Origin of the sequence: Rossellomorea sp. NRS-1567, from assembly GCF_050467885.1 — a bacterium.
In the GTDB taxonomy this organism is placed as follows: Bacteria; Bacillota; Bacilli; order Bacillales; family Bacillaceae_B; genus Rossellomorea; species Rossellomorea aquimaris_C.
On record NZ_JBITPL010000024.1, the window covers coordinates 227,361 to 245,541 of the forward strand.

Here is an 18,181-nt window from a genome sequence, read left to right on the forward strand (position 1 = left end):
CCCTTCGTTAAATTAATGTTATACTTTTTGGAATTGTACGACAAGTACCGAAAAGAATTTCCATCAATTTGAATTATTCATTGACATTTCATTCCAAAACACATATTCTAAATTCAACTACTTTGTAAAGCAAGGTAGTTGTGTTTTACATCAGTACCTTGTATAGCAATGTATTAAAAAAGGAGGAACTATATGTCTATCCGCAGTCAGCTATTAAAGGGTATATTAGATGGTTGCGTCCTATCTGTGATTGAAAAAGAGCCGGTCTACGGATATGAACTTTCTAAAAAATTGCAGTCTTCAGGTTTACAGGATGTGAGCGAAGGGACCATTTATCCAGTGTTGTTACGACTTCAGAAAAATAATCTGATCCGTGGGGAAATGCAGCCATCTGATTCCGGACCTAACCGAAAATACTATTATTTAACAGAAGAAGGACATTCAGCACTCTCGGATATATCAAGGGAATGGGAACAAATCGTATCACCCGTCACTTCACTATTAAAAAGGGGGAATCATGATGATTGAAGCAAAGCAGTTAATTGAATTGAACAATCAGAAACGAACAGGGTTATCGGAAGAGAACGAAAAGTATTATTCTGATTTTCTGATATACATGCGCCTACAACTTTCATTATCTGAGCAGCAGACCGAAGAAATATTAATGGAAATCCTGGATCATATTATTGACGGGCAGCGTGAAGGGAAAACAGCCAGAATAATTTTAGGGGATGATCCTAAGGCTTACGCTGACGATATCATTGAACAGCTTCCTACAGAGAAGAAGAGGAATGTCGTTACATTCATTTCATCATTAGCTTTTAATTTATTGGGATATTTCTTGTTGTTTCGAGGACTCTTATTATTGATTGGCCCGATGTTTAAAGATATAAGCAGTGAAGTATATCCTGTCACTTCCGGCATATTGGTACTTATCATCTTCATTTCCAGTTTGATTGGGGTAAAAATCATTTTCTCTATCATTAAACATTCTTTATTCAAGGAGAAACAAACCCCTGTGAAAGATTCCATCAAGGCAGGTACAATGGGTATGGTATCAATGGGCATCATAATTTGCGCTACTTACTTCCTGCCTGACCTTGGTCCATCGTTCCTTTTTCCTTGGTATGCTTCTTTCATTACCGGGGCATTATTATTTGGTATCTCTTATCTTCTGAAAAAATAGAGGTCCGTCCCTCAAAAAAACCACTTGCCAAACCGGCAAGTGGTTTTTGTCAGTCTAATAATAATGGGTGGGTCATAACGTTGTAGCTCAGGTCTTTGTTTTTGAGTTCGTTGCCGTCTTCGAATACACTTTCGAAGAATCGGGAGGCTGGTTCTGCAAGTTCTTTGTAGTATTCTCCGAAGAGGGAGGCTGCGTGTGCCCCGAGCCATTTTTCAGGCAGAAGTTCTTCAGGCAGACCAGGATCCACAAAAAGGAATTTGCGATACTCATGAACGAGCTTGGTTCTTTCAACGAAGCATTCAGCGTCGCTCATTTGTCCTTTTCCGATTTTACTTTTATCGATCATGTATTTCTGGCTGTAGTGAGAAATGAATTCCTGATAGCGGTCATTGATTTCTTTCAGGTCCCAGCTTTTTTCGATCAAACGCTGATTCTCATTGGGGCCTTCATATTCAGCAATGAAGAAATCGACATAGTCCTTAATCTCGTATTTCCCAATCAGGGATTGGACTTGCTTCTCCAGATTGTTAGGAGAGATCCACGTGCTTGTAGAAAGGGTTCCAAAACCGCTCCAAACCAGTTCTTTCCTCAGTTCATCACGGATGCTTCTAATCTCTTCCGGAATCGAGTACATCAGGATTCTCCATTTACCGTCCCATTGCTCCGGCTTCAGCTTGAAGATCCTGTTTGCCGCTTCTTCCATTCGGATCACACCGCGTTCTGTGAGGGAGTAGTAGCTTTTGTTCCCTTGTTTCTCTGCCTGTACCCAGCCTTGCTTATTCATTCTTGAAATGGCTGCACGGACTGCTTGATCGTTGTGACCGAATTCATTCAGAAGACGTATCAAACTGCCGATCCATATCTTATTTCCGTAATGTCGAATGTAGTCCCCATATAGTGTAAAGATCATTGATCGTGTATTCATCGGTGCCTCTCCTTTAAATATATTCCGTTTGTTTATGACGTTAAATTTACGTTTGATTTATATATTATCATAAACTTTCTATGAAAATAAATGAATATTCATGATTTTTAAGTTTGGAAATGAATTTCAGGCACTAAAAAATCAGGCTCACCTACAGAGCCTGACCCTCAATGATACATCCTCAACATCTCCAGCATTTTAACAAATTCATACGAATTGACAACCTGTTCCTTCGACCAATTCGCCTCAATCCATCTCACGAGCTCTTCCTGGCTATTGAACACTTCCCCACTCGTATCGGCTTTCCTTATCAAATACCTTCCGTTATCCTCATCCGCGACTACGAGACAAGGAATCTCACTTTCTTTTGTCATGATTTCAAATTCCATCTCACTCACCTCACTTCTATCTTTTCTAAATAGGGGCGATTCTAATCACAAAAAGAGCCCTGCACATACAGGACTCAAGCTATTAAATTTCAATATTCTCTACTAAAGTCGCAATCCCCTGCCCGACACCAATACACATGGTAGACAAGCCGTACCGTACCTTTCTCTTTTTCATTTCATACAGAAGGGTGGTAAGGATACGTGCTCCACTTGCTCCAAGTGGATGCCCGAATGCGATGGCTCCTCCATTGACATTGACGATCTCTTCATTCAACCCAAGCTCACGGATGCAGGCAATGGATTGTGCTGCGAATGCTTCATTAAGCTCCACTAAGCCGATTTGGTCAAGGGCAAGGCCTGACCGTTTCAGTACCTTCTGTGTGGCATAGATCGGCCCCAGACCCATCACTGAAGGTTCAAGCCCTGAAGTGGCCGATGTCATGTAGCGGGCCAGCGGTGTAACACCTAATTCCTCTGCCTTCTCCCTGCTCATTAATAAAAGGGCGGATGCACCATCATTGACTCCTGATGCATTCCCAGCTGTCACCGTTCCTCCTTGGAATAAGGGCTTAAGCTTCTGCAGTTTCTCACTATTCGTATCTGGCCTTGGGTGTTCATCGAACTGGAATGTAGAAAGGTTCCCTTTACGGTCACGTAATTCAACGGGCACGATTTCCTCTTTAAACCGTTCTTCATCCATGGCACGTTTCGCTTTCATTTGGCTCCAGTAAGCAAAGTGATCTTGTTCTTCCCTCGAAATGCCGAACTGTTTCGCCACGTTTTCGGCTGTTTCCGGCATGGAATCGGTCCCGTATTTTTCTTTGAGACGGGAATTGACGAAGCGCCACCCGATCGTCGTATCGAACATTTCCATATTGCCTCTTGGGTAATCCTTTGAAGGCTTTTCCATGACGTACGGAGCCCGCGTCATACTTTCAGTCCCGCCTGCGATGAACACATCTCCTTCATTAGCCAAGATGGCTCTCGCCGCATAGTTCACAGCGTCCAGTCCAGAACCGCATAAACGGTTGATGGTGGTGGCCCCGACTTCAACAGGGAGACCTGCCAGGAGTGTCGACATCCGCGCGACATTCCTATTGTCCTCGCCGGCACCATTTGCATTTCCAAGTACCACCTCTTCAATCGTATCCACCGGGACGAGGGGATTTCGTTCGACGAGGGCTTTAATCACATGTGCACCCAAATCATCAGGGCGCACCTCTTTTAAAGAGCCTTTGTATTTTCCAATCGGGGTCCTGACAGCATCGACAATGACAACCTCTCTCATGACTGATGCTCCTTTTCCTTTGTTTCAGAGTAATCATATACACCCTTACCCGTTTTTCGGCCAAGTCGTCCTGCCTTTACATATTTCTCTAAAAGAGGGGCCGGACGATATTTTTCTCCAAGCTTTTCATGAAGGTACTTAAGATTATTCAATCGGGTATCCAGTCCGACTAAATCTCCAAGTTCAAATGGACCCATCGGGTAATTTAATCCGAGCTTGATTGCTTTATCGATTTCTTCAGGAGAACCGAGTCCTTCCTGGAGCATGTAAAAGGCTTCATTCCCAACCAGGGCAGAGATTCTGCTTGTGACAAAACCAGGGAACTCATTGATGACCACCGTTTCTTTCCCCATCAGGCGGGCTACTTGCTGGATGACCTCCGTCGTTTCATCACTTGTTTCCAAGCCCTTCACGATTTCAACGAGTGGCATTTTATGTACGGGGTTGAAAAAGTGCATGGCAATGACTTTGTCAGGCCGTTTCGTAAATGAGGCAATTTCCGTCGGGCTCATGGTGGAGGTATTCGTTGCCAGGTAGCAATACTCCGGGGCATGCGAGTCCAGCACTTCAAATACGCCACGCTTGATGTCTGTTTTTTCCGGAACCGCTTCGATGACCACATCGGCATCCCGTACGGCAATCGAAAGATTCGTTGAATAGCTCATAAGCTCTTTTGCTTCTACGTACTGTTGCTGAGTAAGCTTATTTTTTTCAATTCCTTTTTGGAAAATGTGCCCAATCTCATTCCTGGCATGATCCAACTGTTCTTGTTTAATATCAACCAGTGTGGTCCGGAAGCCTCCAACTGCACTTACATAGGCGATCCCTCTACCCATTACTCCGGAACCAACTACCACGATATGCTGTGTCATGTTTGTTTTCCCCTTTCTTGCAATAAGGGGTTGACCCTGATAGGACAACCCCCTGCTTATTTATTTCTTCTTACAAACCAAATGGGTTTAACGGACGGTTTCCGAAGTAAGAAATGATACTCTTTGTTTCTGTGTAAAGATCGAGCGTTTCAATGCAAAGCTCACGGCCGAATCCGGACTGCTTGTAGCCACCGAATGGAGTACCCGGGAATGCGGAGAACGGGCAGTTGACCATCACGATTCCGGCTTGGATCGCTTTGGATACTCTTGTCGCACGGCCATGGTTCTGAGTCCATACCGCTGAACCAAGGCCATATTCGCTATCGTTGGCCATTTTGATCGCTTCTTTTTCATCTTTGAATTTCATTACCACTACAACTGGTCCAAAGATTTCTTCTTTTACAACCTTCATGTCGTGATTCACATCTGTAATGATGGTCGGCTCATACCAATAGCCTTTTTCGAAGCCTTCAACCTTGGCAGGGCTTCCCCCGAATAAGATCGTTGCCCCCTCTTCTTTGGCTGATTGAACATAACCGTCGATCGTATCCAGCTGGTTCTGGTTGATGATCGCCCCGATATGAGTTCCTTTATCATGTGGGTCAGCCAGTTTGAGCTTCTTCGTCTTTTCAACGAACTTTTCCATGAACTCATCGTAGATATCTTCATGTACATACAGTCTGGAGCGCGCCTCACAGGACTGACCTGTATTATAGAAGATTCCGAACAGGGAACCATCCACTGCTGCATCGACATCTGCATCTTCAAATACGATGTTTGGTGACTTCCCACCTAATTCAAGAGTGACTCTCTTTAGGGTTTGAGACGCCTTTTCCATGATGTTTTTACCGATAGGAGTGGAACCTGTGAAGGCTACTTTATCAACCTTTTCATGCTCGACTAAGTAATTGCCGACTGAAGAACCTGCACCAGGAATGACGTTTACAACTCCTTCAGGAACTCCTGCTTCAATACAGATTTCACCAAGTACGATGGCTGTCAGCGGTGTAAGAGTTGCAGGTTTTACGACAACCGAGCAGCCTACCGCAATAGCCGGCGCAATTTTCCACGCTGCCATCATCAATGGATAATTCCACGGAATGATTTGAGCACATACACCGACCGGCTCTTTCTCCGCAACATTCATGAATTGACCTGGTACATTATTGACCGTTCCACGATGGCCCACAATCGCTCCTGCATAGAATTCAAAGTCTTCGATCGCTTGCATCACTTGACCTTGGGCGGCGGATAGTGATTTCCCGCTATCCATGATCTCAAGAGAGACAAGTTCATTAAAACGTGATCTCATAATGCCTGCAATTTTATTGAGCACACGGGAACGCTTATTGATCGGGAACTTCTTCCACTTACCGTAATCAAACGCGTTTCTCGCTGCTTCAACCGCTTTTTCAGCATCTTCCACAGATGCCAGTGAAACGGTAGCAATTGCCTCACCTGTCGCTGGATTGTACGTCGTAAAGGTTTCACCTGAACCACTTTCCATACGTTGACCGTTGATCACCAATGAATAGTGTTCTCTTTTCATTTCAAGAACTTCAAAGCTTTGCTCTTTTACTGTAGACATAACTCCATCTCCTTTTTGATTGAATTATTTTCCGTGAAAGGCTGGTCTTCTTTTCTCCATAAATGCTGTCACACCTTCGCGGTGATCTTGTGTCTTGCCTGCAATCCGCTGGGCACAGGCTTCTTTTTCTAAGTATTCGTTGAAGGATAGATCCGCGCTTCCCTTTAATAAACGCTTCATCATGCCGATTGCCTTCGTTGGCATGGAGGCGATTCTTTCGGCAAACGCCGCCGTCTCTTCCTGCCACTCTTCAAGCGATATGATTTTCGTGACAAGACCCAGCTTTTCTGCATCGACCGCCTTTATCTTCTCTCCAAACACCGCCAGTTCCAGCGCTTTTGCGTAGCCAACAATCTTTGATAAATAATAAAGATTCCCTGAATCCGGGACTAATCCGACATGCACAAATGCTTGCACAAAGCTCGCTTTCTCAGACACAAGTCTGAAGTCACAGGCAAGTGCCAGGCTGAAGCCCGCTCCTGCCGCCACTCCATTGACGGCTGCAATGACCGGCTTTTCACACTGCTCAATTTCTTTCACCATCGGTCCGTAGTTATTTCGAAGGACCTCTCCATGATCCATCGATTCATCCACTTCGCTTAAATCCTGACCAGAACAAAAAGCCCTGCCTTCACCTGTTATCACGATGGCTCTAACTTCTTCATTTCTTGAAGAGTCCTTCATCGCCTTTTGGATTTCCAGATTGAGTTGACGGATGAAAGCATTCAGCTTATCAGGACGGTTCAAGGTAATCCAGGCTACGTTATTCTTCACTTCATATTTAATCGTTTCAAACATGCGGCAGCCTCCTTATTTCCCTTTAAAATTCGGTCTCCGTTTTTCCACAAAAGCCTTCATGCCTTCTTTCTGATCTTCAGAGGCAAAAAGAAGATAGAAGTTCTTCCGCTCATATTGCATCCCTTCATAAATCGAAGAATCAACGGCTTTATGGACAGATTCTTTGATTAATCTCAAGGAAAGCGGTGGCTTTGCAGCTAATTTCTTCGCAAACTTCTCGGTTTCTTCTATTAATAACTCTTTCGGAATCGCCCGGTTGATGACTCCCCACTCGAGAGCTTGCGTGGCTGTAAACATGTCTCCCGATAACAGCCATTCCATCGCTCTTGATTTCCCTATCAGCTTGGTGAGCCTCTGGGTTCCACCTGCTCCAGGCATGACCCCAAGATTCACCTCAGGAAACCCGAAGCTTGCATCCTCTGAAGCGAATAGAATGTCGCAGCATAGAGCTAACTCAAACCCGCCCCCTAATGCAAAACCCTGGACCGCTCCGATGATCGGCTTCTTAATCCAGGCCAGGCGGTCCCATTCCGTGAATTGATTCAAGAGCTCTAAATCTATGGCTCCGTCCTCTGCCATTTCATCAATGTCTGCTCCTGCAGCAAAGGCTCTGCCCCTACCGGATAAAACAATTGCTTTCACACTCTCGTTCCGATCAAATGCCTCGAAAGCATTGACCAGCTCCGATACCATAGGACGATTGATGGCGTTCAAAACTTTAGGTCTATTCAATTCAATAAAACCAAGTCCGTCCCTCTCGCTCACTACGATATATTCGAACTCTTTACTCATTCACTTCTTCACCGATCATAAGAGTGACTAACTCTGCGGCGAAGCCCATAAGGTCCTTCCCGGAGGCTTTGCCTTCATCGGATTTCATGGCAGCTTTCATCGCTTCATGATTGTCATAATACATTTCGCACATTAAGTAGTATTTGCCTTCCCCACCCATAGGTGAACCGACGATTTTCGTTACATCCATCTTTTTAAGGCCAGGAATTTTTGCCGTGATCGGAGCATGGGTATTGAAGTAATGCTCATCAAATTTCTCTTTGTTTTCAGGATGCTTATACAATGCGATTAGTTTTACCATAGTGGAATCTCTCCTTTGATTTTCAGTAGTTTAATAGTTTATTACATCATTGTTGATATTGGTTTCATGGCTTCAAACGGGTTACGGCATTGCTTGCAGTATAGAATGCTTCTGCAGGCGGTAGGACCGAACAGGTTCTCCATGGAGGTATAGGGGGAATCACAGTATGGACAATGAATCTCCCAATCTTCTTCCCCGGTGAAATGTTCAGGCGGGGGTGCGATGCCGAATTCCTTCAGTCTCTCCCGGCCATTTTCGGTTAACCGGTCGGAGGTCCAGGGAGGCGAATAGACAAATTGCACCTGTACGGATTGAATTCCAAGCTGATCCCGACAAGCCTTCTCCACATTTCCTTTAATAATGTCCAATGCAGGACAGCCTACAAAGGTTGGGAGGAGTTCAATCATCAGAGCATCTTCCTGGTGATGTATGCGATTGACCATCCCAAGATCCACAATGCTGATGGAATCTATCTCAGGATCTTTCACAGTTTGAAGAACATTTAAAACGGTTGCAGTCATTTTTCTTCATCCTTTACCAGCTTGCTGCGGGATTTGTGTTATAGACTTCGCTTAATGTAGAAAGTGCCGTATCCAGTTCAGCAGTGTGTTCACCTAAGCGTCCATTCCCTTTTTTCATGCTTACATTAGGAGGAAAGGATAGTTGAGTAGTTTGGAAGACCGGTTGAAGGGCCAGCTCCCATCGTTTCGTTAAGCTTTCTTCTCCTTCGATCAGAGCCATAAGTGACATTTCTTTCCCCAGTGGCCCCAGGGTCAGGACTCCCTGGAATTCATTTAATACTCGTTCAATCGCCTTATTCATTCGCTCCCTTGCTTCCCCGCCTGCATTCATTAATTGAATGAACCAGGTTTTCCAGTGCAGCAGGTGATAATATAATTCTGTGTTGATTTTGATCGCCATTTCAGCAAGTGGTTCATAGGAGGAGTTCTTTAACGAGTCAATACGCACCTTTTTGGCGACGCTGTAGAAATAATGTCGTACAACAGCAAAGGCCCAGTCGTAACGGGGTTCTTGTAAGTAGTGTCCTGAGCCATTCACTTCTTCCAGTAAGATGGCATTTCTGCGTTCTGACGCCTTCCTTCCATGTGCCAGATGGTCCTGATCCCCTTCCCCTAACTCTTCAAGGAGCTGATAGAACATTGTGGCATGCCCCATCGTGTCTTGATTAATGGAGGAAAACGCGACATCCTCTTCAATATGAGGAGCGAGTCCCAGCCATTCAGAACCGCGGTACGCAAGGATGAAATCATCGTCGGCCAGTTGATAGAGCAGGCTCAGAAGCGCTTCTTTATAATCTGCGTTCGGGATGTCATTTGGACTTTTCACTTTCATTTCTTCTTCACCAACTCTCCCCATGACATGATTTCTTTCTCATCGAGCATTTCCTGTTCGTACTGTCTCCACTTCTTCTTCAGATAACCGTAGCCTTTGGCGTTCCGGTAATCTTTATTATCAAGACGGCCGACGCTCTCTCTTTCCTCGGGTGTCATCATCCGCACGTCTGACCGCTTCACAACCCATATATCCGAAACCGGCTCTCTTCTCATGAAATTCTCTTGGGCCATCACCATGGCAAGCTCATGGTTGGGAGCCAACAGACTGAATTGATGCTGCATCTGCGCACCGTCCGTCCTCTTACTAAACACTTCAAATTCCTGATAAAAGTTCTGCCCCTTGTCAGACATCCAACTCATTCCCTTCTAGCTTACTTGGTCACTAGGGCTTAATGCTTCTCGAACCCACGCATTATTGTCGTAGGATAATTCTCTTAAACGAAGGCGATCCTTTGATTTCGGCCCATTGTTCCGAATGATTTCCTTGAAGCGGTTCCAGTCGGGCTGCTTATAGATCCATAACTCCTTTTCTTCATCGAAGTACATTGTTTCATCAGGAAGAGTCAGTCCTAACGACAGCATCCTCGGAACATATTTCGTGAAAAAGTCCTGTCTCAGCTGTTCATTTGTTTTCGTCCGGATGTTGTACTTGATGGTGATATCCTGCTTAGAGGAACCTGTCGTTTTCGCGTCACCCGGTCCAAAGAACATAAGAAGCGATTCCCACCAGCGGTCCACTGCATCCTGAACTAATGCCCTTTGCTCGGGAGTCCCTTCTGCCAGAGCCATGATGATGGCTTCACCATGCTGTGCGTGGAACACTTCTTCCGCACAAATCCGCTTTAACGCCCGGGCATATGGCCCGTATGAGGCATGGAGCATATTCGTTTGAGTGATGATCGCTGCCCCGTCCACAAGCCAGCCGATCAATCCAGCGTCTCCCCAAGTAGGCGCCTCCATGTGAAAGACGTTATGAAACTTTAAATCTCCTGAAAACAAATCTCTCATAATGTGCTCTCTTGTTTTCCCATAAGGCTTCATTAAATCTTCCGCTACACGAAGCAGAAGCTGTCCATGGCCCATCTCGTCCTGTACCTTTGCCATGATTCCAAGCTTCCTTCTTAGTGTAGGTGCTTTCGGTACCCACTCCTTCTCCGGAAGTGCCCCCATGATTTCACTGATCCCATGCATGGAAATCAGCTTGATCAGTGCATTTCGATATTCATCCGGCATCCAATCATCCGCTTCGATCTTTTCGTCCTTTTCAATCTTTCTCATAAAATGAGCCATACGCTCTTCGTCCGTCAGTTGTTGATTTGATAATACGTCACTCATTGTAGCTCCTCCTTTATCACACAGTTACTACGCGGGAACTATATTGTGTGATAACTTTTTTCTCAAAAAAATTTATTGAAACATAGCTTCTCCTCTAAGATCCACAATCCGGATGGCTTTCCCTTCTGATCGGGGGATTTCTTTCGGTCCCCTGATTTTCACATCCATGGAAACATAGCAACGATCTTTCATGAGGCTTTTCACTTTTGCTTCCAAATGATTGATTCCTTCATGATTTATGTCTTGAGACATTTCTTGGTAGCATTCATCCGTGACCTCAACCTGCAGCTCCACCATATCAAGTGCCCCTTTTTTCTTTAAGTGAACCTGATAATGTGGTGCAAGCTCCCTTATCTGAAGCAAGAAGTGTTCCATTTCAGATGGAAAGACGTTCACTCCCCTGATGATGAGCATGTCATCCACCCTTCCCTTAACACGGGACATCTTCACCGTCGTTCGTCCACATGAGCATCTTCCGTGCTGAATCGAAGCGATATCTCCGGTTCTATAACGGATGATCGGAAAGGCTTCCTTCGTTAAGCTCGTAAAGACAAGTTCCCCGACCTCCCCTTCCGGCAGCGGCTCTAATGTATCAGGATGAATGACTTCCACGAGAAAATGGTCTTCGGCAATATGAAGGCCATCCTGTGCTTCGTGACATTCCATGGCAACCCCAGGGCCGATGACTTCACTTAAGCCATATATGTCACACGCTTTAATATTGAGCTTTCTTTCCAATGTTTCTCTCAGCGTATTCGACCAGGGCTCAGCCCCGAATATTCCATATCGTAAGGATAGTGAAGCCGGATCCTTCCCCTGTGCCTCCATCGATTCTGCCAAATTGAGAACGTAAGATGGGGTGCCGCATATGACCGTGGGCTGAAAGTCTTCCAATAAAGTGATTTGTCTGGACATGTTTCCGCCCGATACCGGCACCGTGATCATCCCCAGCTTCTCACTCCCATAATGCAGACCCAAACCACCTGTAAATAGTCCGTATCCATATGCATTATGAAGGACGTCCCCGGGTTTTCCACCTGACATGGCAATGGCCCGGGCCACAATTTCTCCCCACATGTTGATATCGTTCCGGGTATACCCTACAACCGTTGGCTTTCCACTTGTTCCTGAAGATGCATGGACCCTTACCATTTCTTCACGCTTGACCGCAAACATGCCAAAAGGGTAATTCTCCCGTAAATCTTTCTTTTTTGTAAGCGGTAACATTTTGAGGTTTGACAAAGACTTTATATTCTCCGGCTTCAGACCTCTCAGATCAAATTGTTCACGGTAAAAAGGGACTCGTTCATACACATAAGCAGCAATATGTTGTAATTTCTCTAGTTGAAGGCGTTCCATTTGCGATCGACTGGCAGTTTCAATCTCATGCAAAATCAACGTATCGGCCTCCTGTCACTATATAAAAATATATTTATATAACGTTATTAATTCGTTTATGTAATTATGTGTTATATTTATCTACTCAAAAGATAACGTTTCTGTTGGAAATTGTCAATATATTTTCAGAAAATTTAATCAAAGTAAATTCGGTGGCAGCTAGGTAAGAAGCAAGCTTGTGGAAAGGTATCTTTTTTGGATGCGGGTCATAGAGTGGCGTGAGAATCCGTTTCGCCGTTATATTTGGAATTTCGCCGATAAAAGTGAGATTTCGCCGGTAAAATCAGAATTTCGCCGTTAAAATAAAATTTTCGCCGTTATTTGTACCCAAGTTATATAAACCAACTAAAGTATGGGTGAAGTTTAACCTCAGGTGCTTCCCTTGAGGGACGGAAAAATGCAAATCACCCTTTATAAGTTGTATTTTCTTAAAAATATTGACTTTCCCCTAAAAAATCTTGTCAGGTGTCATTTTAGGAATTTGGAGGCACCTGATTTTGGATCAGCCTCTTTTTCGTATATGATAGACATTATGAAATAATAGACCTGAATGGATGATGAAAGTGAAGAAGAGACAAACTGCAGAGTTTAGAGTGTATGGGCAACTGAAAGATGCCTTACTTGCCAGAAAGATCGCTCCGGGAACCCAGCTTGTGGAACAAATCATCTCTCTGAAGATGGATGTGAGCAGAACCCCCATCCGACATGCGTTGAAACGACTGGAAGCCGAAGGACTGGTTCAGATCATTCCGAATCGAGGCGCATTTGTCGTCCATCCTACAAAAGAAGAGATTATATCTTTCTTCGAATTAAGGAAAGAACTAGAATTCCTTTCTGTAAAATACGGCCTCCCAAAGGTGAAAAAATCGCATATGTCAAAGCTTTATGAGTTTCTTGAGAACGAACAGGAAACCTACAAACAAAAGGACCTGTTAAAATACGTCGAGCTCAATAAACAGTTTCATTTATTCCTCGCAGAAGTCAGCGGGAATAAATTCCTGTTACGATATATGGATGAAATGCTTACTCAGTCTAACGTCTATCTGTTTTTATTTGATGTGTTTTATCATGTCGAACCAGGTGAGAACGTCCGTTTCCGCGAACATGAAGAAATGGTAAAGGCGATCGAAGACAAAGATCAGCAAACTTTGTTGGAACTGATCGATCTTCATATGAAGCATAGTTTTGATGATTTGCGATTGGAGGATAATGGGTATTCCTCACTTGAGTCTGTTTTAGTAGATGAATGTACGTAAAAAGCCGGTTCCCACCTTGTCTTTGCGTGGGAACCGGCTTTTACAATTAGAATAATTTCGTCGTCCAGTTTTCACAGTTCCATACTTCTGTCGCCACATCCTGATAGAATTCAGGTTCGTGACTGATTAAGAGAACGGTACCTTTGTATTCTTTAAGGGCCCGTTTCAATTCTTCTTTGGCCTCAACGTCCAAGTGGTTGGTCGGTTCGTCGAATACAAGGACGTTCGATTCTTTGTTCATCAATTTACATAGGCGGACCTTCGCTTTTTCTCCACCGCTCAGCACTTCTACCTTGCTTTCGATATGCTTTGTCGTCAGGCCGCATTTCGCCAGGGCAGCACGCACTTCCGCTTGATTGAAGGATGGGAACTCATTCCACACCTCTTCAATACACGTGTTATTACTTTTTGTCTTGATTTCCTGTTCAAAATAACCGATATGAAGATAGTCTCCCAGCTCCACTGAACCTGAAATGGGTTTGATTTCTCCTAAAATACTTCGTAGTAGAGTCGTCTTCCCGATACCGTTTGCTCCAGATAGAGCAATCTTCTGACCGCGTTCCATCTTGAGATTGAGTGGTTTGGACAATGGTTCATCATAACCGATCACAAGATCCTTCGTTTCAAAAATGACCCTGCCGGCGGTTCTTGCTTGTTTGAAATGAAACTCAGGCTTCGGCTTTTCGGCAGCCAGTTCAATCATGTCCATCTTATCCAGCTTCTTCTGACGGGACATCGCCATATTTCGAGTGGATACTCGCGCTTTGTTACGGGCAACGAAATCCTTCAACTCCGAAATTTCCTGTTGCTGTCTCTTGAAAGCTGATTCAAGTTGCTGCTTCTTCATTTCATGGACGCGTTTGAATTCATGGTAATCTCCCGCATAACGATTCAGTTCTTGATTTTCCATATGATAAATAAGATTGATGACACTATTTAGAAATGGAATATCATGTGAGATCAGGATAAACGCATTTTCATATTCTTGCAGGTAGCGTCTCAACCAATTGATATGCTGTTCATCAAGATAGTTGGTCGGCTCATCGAGTAATAGAATTTCCGGTTTTTCAAGTAGGAGTTTAGCCAGTAAGACTTTCGTTCTTTGTCCTCCACTTAAATCGTGAACATCCTTATCCAAGCCAATATCATCTAATCCCAGACCTCGCCCAATTTCTTCTACCTTTGCGTCAATGATATAAAAATCATTATTCGTAAGGGCGTCTTGAAGAGTCCCGGTTTCTTCCAGCAATCCTTCCAGCTCTTCTGGAGTTGCCTCTCCCATTTTTGCAAATAACTCATTCATTTCTGTTTCCATGTCAAACAGGTATTGAAAGGCTGTCTTCAGCACATCCCGAATCGTCATGCCCTGCTTAAGCTTCGCATGCTGATCTAAGTAACCGATACGAATTCGCTTCGCCCACTCCACTTTTCCTTCATCGGGCTCAAGCTTTCCTGTAATGATGTTCATAAAGGTAGACTTTCCTTCTCCGTTGGCACCGATCAAGCCGATATGCTCACCCTTTAACAAACGGAAAGAAACGTCATTAAAAATCGCACGGTCACCGAAACCGTGAGTCAAATTTTGAACTGATAATAAACTCATATTGTAAACACCTTTTCTTTATATACTAAAATTCGCTCCCTTTATTATAAGGGTCATTACGCTTAGAAGATAGAGGGAAATGAGCTGGTGTTTTTTTCTTCCTTTACTCGGGTGGCCCCTGCTACATCATAGTCGGCAGGATCCAGTTCAGTAGGTTCACCGAGTGCAAGCTTCGCAAGCTCCGAACCAAGATATGGGCCGACCGTCAGTCCGGATGCTCCAAGTCCATTCGCTACCAGCACCCCAGGAAGTCCTGGCATCGCTCCGAAAACGGGGAGAAAACCGGGAGTGAAAGGGCGAAACCCCACCCTCGTTTCCAACACTGTACTGTCATGGATGCCGGGTGCCACTTCTATCGCTTTGTGAAGTACTTCATATAAACCACCTGCTGTCACCCGACGGTCGGACCCCCTATCATTTTCATGTGTGGCTCCTGCTACGACTCTTCCCTCAGGAAAAGCAAGAAGGTATTGGTCATTCGGCGGCATGACGACAGGCCACCCACTCGTTTCTTCACCCTTTACCTCTAAATGAAGAATTTGCGCTTTTTGGGAAGATACCATAAAGGTTATTCCCAGTGGCTCAAAAAGTTCCTTCGCCCAAACACCTGCTGTGACAATCACTTCATCTGCTGCAAGCTTTTCTTCGTCTATTGTGACACCTGTGATCCGGTTATGTTCTTTCAGAAGCCTGGCATCCCCTTGGCGGAATATCGCCCCGTTCTTTTTGGCTCCATTTATAAGCGCCTGCCGCATCGCTCTTCCATCAACTCGTGCCGCCCCGCTTACATGAACACCTTGATATTCTTCAGATAAAAGTGGGAAATGTCGACGTGTTTCTTCAGCCGTAAGAATCGTGAGTTCTCCGATTTCAGGTGCATCCTCCCGGCGTTTTTCCGCCCTCTCCACCATTTTCCGAAGCTTATTTTCATCGGTATGAAGGCTGATCGCCCCTACACGCTTATATCCTGTTTCTGTTTCCCCGTCTGCTTCCAGCTGCTGAATGATGAGCGGATAATACTTCGCACCGCCTTTGGCCAGTCGATACCACACTTTATTCCGGCGCTGGGACAGCCACGGACAGACAATCCCCGCCGCAGCATCGGTTGCTTGTCCAGGGTCCTGACGGTCTACTACTGTTACGTGCGCTCCGGCCTTAGCAAGATGATACGCCGTAGAAGCCCCAAGAATTCCAGCTCCGACCACAATATATGATTTCATTTAAAACACCTTTTTCATTACGTTTTTTCTTCATTCTACTTGAGAAGAAGGGGGAACTCAATGGAGATGCGGTTTTCAAGGAGTTTGATCTTGTTGTACCAGTACAGCCTACATCCTGACCACACCAAATACCACCAACAATTCCAGACAATTCTCACTACTTTTTTCAAAATATATTGACAAGTTGTTTTGTTTCATGATAAAAATTGTATAACCTAATATTGAATAAGCTTTGATGGAAACAAGTAGCGAACATTTCCCTGTTAAAGAGAGCCGGTGGTCGGTGTGAACCGGTACAAAGATGATTGGTGAATTTCGATTCCGGAGCTTCTTTTGACGAGATCAAAAGACGGTTAAGGCCGTTATGTGTGAAGAGTGATGAGAAATGTTTTCTCATAACTAGGGTGGTACCGCGATATCCAAATCGTCCCTACGATATGTAGGGGCGATTTTTTTGTGTTATTTGAAAGCGGCACCCCCCACATGTCAATAATAAACAGAAAGGAGAATGAGAATGAGTCAACGTGAACAATGGTCATCAAAGATTGGCTTTATATTAGCGGCAGCAGGATCTGCGATTGGATTGGGGGCAATATGGAAGTTCCCTTATATCGCTGGTCAAAATGGAGGCGGAGCATTCTTCCTGATCTTCATTCTTTTTACTTTATTACTCGGACTTCCATTACTACTGGCTGAATTCTCCATCGGACGGACTGCAGAGAGCAATGCCGTTGATTCATATCGGAAAATTGCCCCAGGTACACGCTGGCATTGGGTCGGGATTCTTGGAATGGTTACTTCCTTTATCTTACTCTCCTTCTACAGCGTGATTGGCGGATGGATTGTTGTTTATTTATTTAAAGCCATTACGGGTCAATTGAACAATCTTTCCTCGGATCAATACGCAGAAGTATTTGGTGCAACGATCTCGAATCCTGTAACAAGTGTGTTTGTTCAATTCCTTTTCATCTTGATGACCATCATCGTGGTCGCTAAAGGGGTTCAAAAAGGGATTGAACTGGCAAGTAAAATCATGATGCCGGCATTATTTATCTTATTTATTCTTTTGGTCGTTCGTGCTGTAACCCTTGATAATGCCATGGATGGAATCACATTCCTGTTGCAACCTGACTTTTCAAAGGTGACATCACAAACGATATTAGAAGCGATGGGACAATCGTTTTTCACGCTAAGTGTGGGTGTATCGGTGATGGTGACATATAGTTCTTACCTGCCGAAAACACAGAGCCTGCCCAGATCAGCCATATCCATTGTGGCTATGAATATCTTCATCGTACTGTTAGCAGGCTTGGCCATTTTCCCAGCAGTCTTTGCCTTTGATTTAGAACCTGGGGCGGGCCCGGTACTACTGTTTAATGTTTTACCGACCGTGTTCAGTCAACTTCCTTTTGGGATGTTCTTCTTCATTGCTTTCCTTGTCCTGTTCTTGTTCGCTGCATTAACTTCCGCGTTCTCCATGCTCGAAATCATTGTTTCGGTCATTTCAAAAGGAGAACCTGAAAAGCGTAAAAAATGGTCTTGGATCATCGGACTTGCCATCTTTGTTTTCGGTATTCCATCTGCATTATCATTTGGGATACTTGGGGATATCACCCTATTCGGTAAGACCATTTTTGACTTGGCTGATTTCGCTGTCAGTAATGTACTGCTTCCGATTGGAGCACTGCTTATTGCATTGTTCGTACCTATGAAAATGAAGAAAACAGCACTTTACGAAGAGTTGAAGCAAGGAAGTGGATTTAAGAGGGGATTATTCGAAACCTGGTTCTTCCTGATCCGCTTTGTAGCTCCATTGCTAATCGTAATTGTCATGCTTGATGTATTGGGCCTATTCTAATAGATGATGAAAGAAGA

General features: G+C 44.4%; 19 protein-coding genes and 1 other annotated feature. Of the genes, 4 read left to right on the plus strand and 15 right to left on the minus strand.

Annotated elements, in window-relative coordinates:
• Positions 1 to 192: 192 nt before the first annotated feature.
• Together ACIFOD_RS17495 and ACIFOD_RS17500 are read left to right on the plus strand one after the other, a co-directional pair.
• The gene (locus ACIFOD_RS17495; protein WP_430315681.1) at positions 193 to 528 is read left to right on the plus strand and encodes a PadR family transcriptional regulator; all 336 of its coding nucleotides are present in this window, start codon (positions 193 to 195) and stop codon (positions 526 to 528) included.
• Positions 521 to 1,186: a DUF1129 family protein gene (locus ACIFOD_RS17500; RefSeq protein WP_430315682.1), complete on the plus strand. Its 666-nt coding sequence runs from the start codon at positions 521 to 523 to the stop codon at positions 1,184 to 1,186. The genes ACIFOD_RS17495 and ACIFOD_RS17500 overlap by 8 nt, the downstream gene beginning before the upstream one ends.
• A 49-nt stretch (positions 1,187 to 1,235) precedes the next feature.
• Here the strand turns inward: ACIFOD_RS17500 and paaX are convergent, their stop codons facing one another.
• The 13 genes from paaX to ACIFOD_RS17565 form a co-directional block, all read right to left on the minus strand.
• On the minus strand, positions 1,236 to 2,111 hold the full coding sequence (paaX, locus tag ACIFOD_RS17505; RefSeq protein ID WP_430315683.1) for a phenylacetic acid degradation operon negative regulatory protein PaaX: 876 nt from the start codon (positions 2,109 to 2,111) through the stop codon (positions 1,236 to 1,238).
• Positions 2,112 to 2,278: 167 nt separating this feature from the next.
• Positions 2,279 to 2,485 (minus strand): hypothetical protein, encoded by a 207-nt coding sequence (locus ACIFOD_RS17510; RefSeq protein ID WP_430315684.1) that lies wholly within the window; start codon positions 2,483 to 2,485, stop codon positions 2,279 to 2,281.
• A 97-nt stretch (positions 2,486 to 2,582) separates the two neighbouring features.
• A complete protein-coding gene (locus ACIFOD_RS17515; protein WP_430315685.1) occupies positions 2,583 to 3,788 on the minus strand; it encodes a thiolase family protein in 1,206 nt (401 codons plus the stop codon).
• Complete coding sequence (locus ACIFOD_RS17520) at positions 3,785 to 4,660, minus strand: 3-hydroxyacyl-CoA dehydrogenase (RefSeq protein WP_430315686.1); 876 nt, start codon at positions 4,658 to 4,660, stop codon at positions 3,785 to 3,787. The genes ACIFOD_RS17515 and ACIFOD_RS17520 overlap by 4 nt, the downstream gene beginning before the upstream one ends.
• A 70-nt stretch (positions 4,661 to 4,730) precedes the next feature.
• Positions 4,731 to 6,248, minus strand: a complete 1,518-nt coding sequence (locus ACIFOD_RS17525) for an aldehyde dehydrogenase family protein (RefSeq protein ID WP_430315687.1) — start codon at positions 6,246 to 6,248, stop codon at positions 4,731 to 4,733.
• 24 nt (positions 6,249 to 6,272) lie between these two features.
• Positions 6,273 to 7,046: an enoyl-CoA hydratase-related protein gene (locus ACIFOD_RS17530; RefSeq protein WP_430315688.1), complete on the minus strand. Its 774-nt coding sequence runs from the start codon at positions 7,044 to 7,046 to the stop codon at positions 6,273 to 6,275.
• A gap of 12 nt (positions 7,047 to 7,058) precedes the next feature.
• The gene (locus ACIFOD_RS17535) at positions 7,059 to 7,838 is read right to left on the minus strand and encodes an enoyl-CoA hydratase/isomerase family protein (RefSeq protein ID WP_430315689.1); all 780 of its coding nucleotides are present in this window, start codon (positions 7,836 to 7,838) and stop codon (positions 7,059 to 7,061) included.
• Positions 7,831 to 8,139 carry an EthD family reductase gene (locus ACIFOD_RS17540; protein ID WP_113968569.1) on the minus strand — a complete coding sequence of 103 codons (309 nt, stop codon included), beginning with the start codon at positions 8,137 to 8,139 and terminating at the stop codon, positions 7,831 to 7,833. The genes ACIFOD_RS17535 and ACIFOD_RS17540 overlap by 8 nt, the downstream gene beginning before the upstream one ends.
• Positions 8,140 to 8,180: 41 nt before the next feature.
• Positions 8,181 to 8,660 carry a 1,2-phenylacetyl-CoA epoxidase subunit PaaD gene (paaD, locus tag ACIFOD_RS17545; RefSeq protein WP_397553076.1) on the minus strand — a complete coding sequence of 160 codons (480 nt, stop codon included), beginning with the start codon at positions 8,658 to 8,660 and terminating at the stop codon, positions 8,181 to 8,183.
• A 13-nt stretch (positions 8,661 to 8,673) separates the two neighbouring features.
• Complete coding sequence (paaC, locus tag ACIFOD_RS17550) at positions 8,674 to 9,516, minus strand: 1,2-phenylacetyl-CoA epoxidase subunit PaaC (RefSeq protein ID WP_430315690.1); 843 nt, start codon at positions 9,514 to 9,516, stop codon at positions 8,674 to 8,676.
• A complete protein-coding gene (gene paaB, locus ACIFOD_RS17555; RefSeq protein WP_113968566.1) occupies positions 9,489 to 9,845 on the minus strand; it encodes a 1,2-phenylacetyl-CoA epoxidase subunit PaaB in 357 nt (118 codons plus the stop codon). Before paaB ends, paaC begins: the two co-directional genes overlap by 28 nt.
• A 15-nt stretch (positions 9,846 to 9,860) precedes the next feature.
• Positions 9,861 to 10,829: a 1,2-phenylacetyl-CoA epoxidase subunit PaaA gene (gene paaA, locus ACIFOD_RS17560; protein ID WP_430315691.1), complete on the minus strand. Its 969-nt coding sequence runs from the start codon at positions 10,827 to 10,829 to the stop codon at positions 9,861 to 9,863.
• A gap of 72 nt (positions 10,830 to 10,901) precedes the next feature.
• Positions 10,902 to 12,227, minus strand: coding sequence for a phenylacetate--CoA ligase family protein (locus ACIFOD_RS17565; RefSeq protein ID WP_430315692.1), 1,326 nt, complete (start codon positions 12,225 to 12,227; stop codon positions 10,902 to 10,904).
• A 554-nt stretch (positions 12,228 to 12,781) separates the two neighbouring features.
• Here ACIFOD_RS17565 and ACIFOD_RS17570 point away from each other — a divergent pair.
• Complete coding sequence (locus ACIFOD_RS17570) at positions 12,782 to 13,483, plus strand: GntR family transcriptional regulator (protein ID WP_430315693.1); 702 nt, start codon at positions 12,782 to 12,784, stop codon at positions 13,481 to 13,483.
• 46 nt (positions 13,484 to 13,529) lie between these two features.
• On the opposite strand, the gene ACIFOD_RS17575 is transcribed toward ACIFOD_RS17570, so the two are convergent.
• Positions 13,530 to 15,086 carry an ABC-F family ATP-binding cassette domain-containing protein gene (locus ACIFOD_RS17575; protein WP_397553082.1) on the minus strand — a complete coding sequence of 519 codons (1,557 nt, stop codon included), beginning with the start codon at positions 15,084 to 15,086 and terminating at the stop codon, positions 13,530 to 13,532.
• Positions 15,087 to 15,148: 62 nt separating this feature from the next.
• A complete protein-coding gene (locus tag ACIFOD_RS17580; RefSeq protein WP_430315694.1) occupies positions 15,149 to 16,306 on the minus strand; it encodes an NAD(P)/FAD-dependent oxidoreductase in 1,158 nt (385 codons plus the stop codon).
• 223 nt (positions 16,307 to 16,529) lie between these two features.
• Positions 16,530 to 16,741: a binding site (T-box leader), on the plus strand.
• 79 nt (positions 16,742 to 16,820) lie between these two features.
• Here ACIFOD_RS17580 and ACIFOD_RS17585 point away from each other — a divergent pair.
• Positions 16,821 to 18,164, plus strand: a complete 1,344-nt coding sequence (locus ACIFOD_RS17585) for a sodium-dependent transporter (protein WP_430315695.1) — start codon at positions 16,821 to 16,823, stop codon at positions 18,162 to 18,164.
• Positions 18,165 to 18,181: the final 17 nt, after the last annotated feature.

Excerpts from the sequence above, each read along its gene's own strand:
- ACIFOD_RS17495 (WP_430315681.1), top strand. The coding sequence starts at position 193 with ATGTCTATCCGCAGTCAGCTATTAAAGGGTATATTAGATGGTTGCGTC.
- paaD (WP_397553076.1), bottom strand. The coding sequence starts at position 8,660 with ATGACTGCAACCGTTTTAAATGTTCTTCAAACTGTGAAAGATCCTGAG.
- ACIFOD_RS17500 (WP_430315682.1), top strand. The coding sequence starts at position 521 with ATGATTGAAGCAAAGCAGTTAATTGAATTGAACAATCAGAAACGAACA.
- ACIFOD_RS17515 (WP_430315685.1), bottom strand. The coding sequence starts at position 3,788 with ATGAGAGAGGTTGTCATTGTCGATGCTGTCAGGACCCCGATTGGAAAA.
- ACIFOD_RS17520 (WP_430315686.1), bottom strand. The coding sequence starts at position 4,660 with ATGACACAGCATATCGTGGTAGTTGGTTCCGGAGTAATGGGTAGAGGG.
- ACIFOD_RS17510 (WP_430315684.1), bottom strand. The coding sequence starts at position 2,485 with ATGACAAAAGAAAGTGAGATTCCTTGTCTCGTAGTCGCGGATGAGGAT.
- ACIFOD_RS17530 (WP_430315688.1), bottom strand. The coding sequence starts at position 7,046 with ATGTTTGAAACGATTAAATATGAAGTGAAGAATAACGTAGCCTGGATT.
- paaC (WP_430315690.1), bottom strand. The coding sequence starts at position 9,516 with ATGGGGAGAGTTGGTGAAGAAGAAATGAAAGTGAAAAGTCCAAATGAC.
- paaA (WP_430315691.1), bottom strand. The coding sequence starts at position 10,829 with ATGAGTGACGTATTATCAAATCAACAACTGACGGACGAAGAGCGTATG.
- ACIFOD_RS17535 (WP_430315689.1), bottom strand. The coding sequence starts at position 7,838 with ATGAGTAAAGAGTTCGAATATATCGTAGTGAGCGAGAGGGACGGACTT.
- ACIFOD_RS17525 (WP_430315687.1), bottom strand. The coding sequence starts at position 6,248 with ATGTCTACAGTAAAAGAGCAAAGCTTTGAAGTTCTTGAAATGAAAAGA.
- paaB (WP_113968566.1), bottom strand. The coding sequence starts at position 9,845 with ATGTCTGACAAGGGGCAGAACTTTTATCAGGAATTTGAAGTGTTTAGT.
- paaX (WP_430315683.1), bottom strand. The coding sequence starts at position 2,111 with ATGAATACACGATCAATGATCTTTACACTATATGGGGACTACATTCGA.
- ACIFOD_RS17585 (WP_430315695.1), top strand. The coding sequence starts at position 16,821 with ATGAGTCAACGTGAACAATGGTCATCAAAGATTGGCTTTATATTAGCG.
- ACIFOD_RS17540 (WP_113968569.1), bottom strand. The coding sequence starts at position 8,139 with ATGGTAAAACTAATCGCATTGTATAAGCATCCTGAAAACAAAGAGAAA.
- ACIFOD_RS17580 (WP_430315694.1), bottom strand. The coding sequence starts at position 16,306 with ATGAAATCATATATTGTGGTCGGAGCTGGAATTCTTGGGGCTTCTACG.
- ACIFOD_RS17575 (WP_397553082.1), bottom strand. The coding sequence starts at position 15,086 with ATGAGTTTATTATCAGTTCAAAATTTGACTCACGGTTTCGGTGACCGT.
- ACIFOD_RS17570 (WP_430315693.1), top strand. The coding sequence starts at position 12,782 with ATGATGAAAGTGAAGAAGAGACAAACTGCAGAGTTTAGAGTGTATGGG.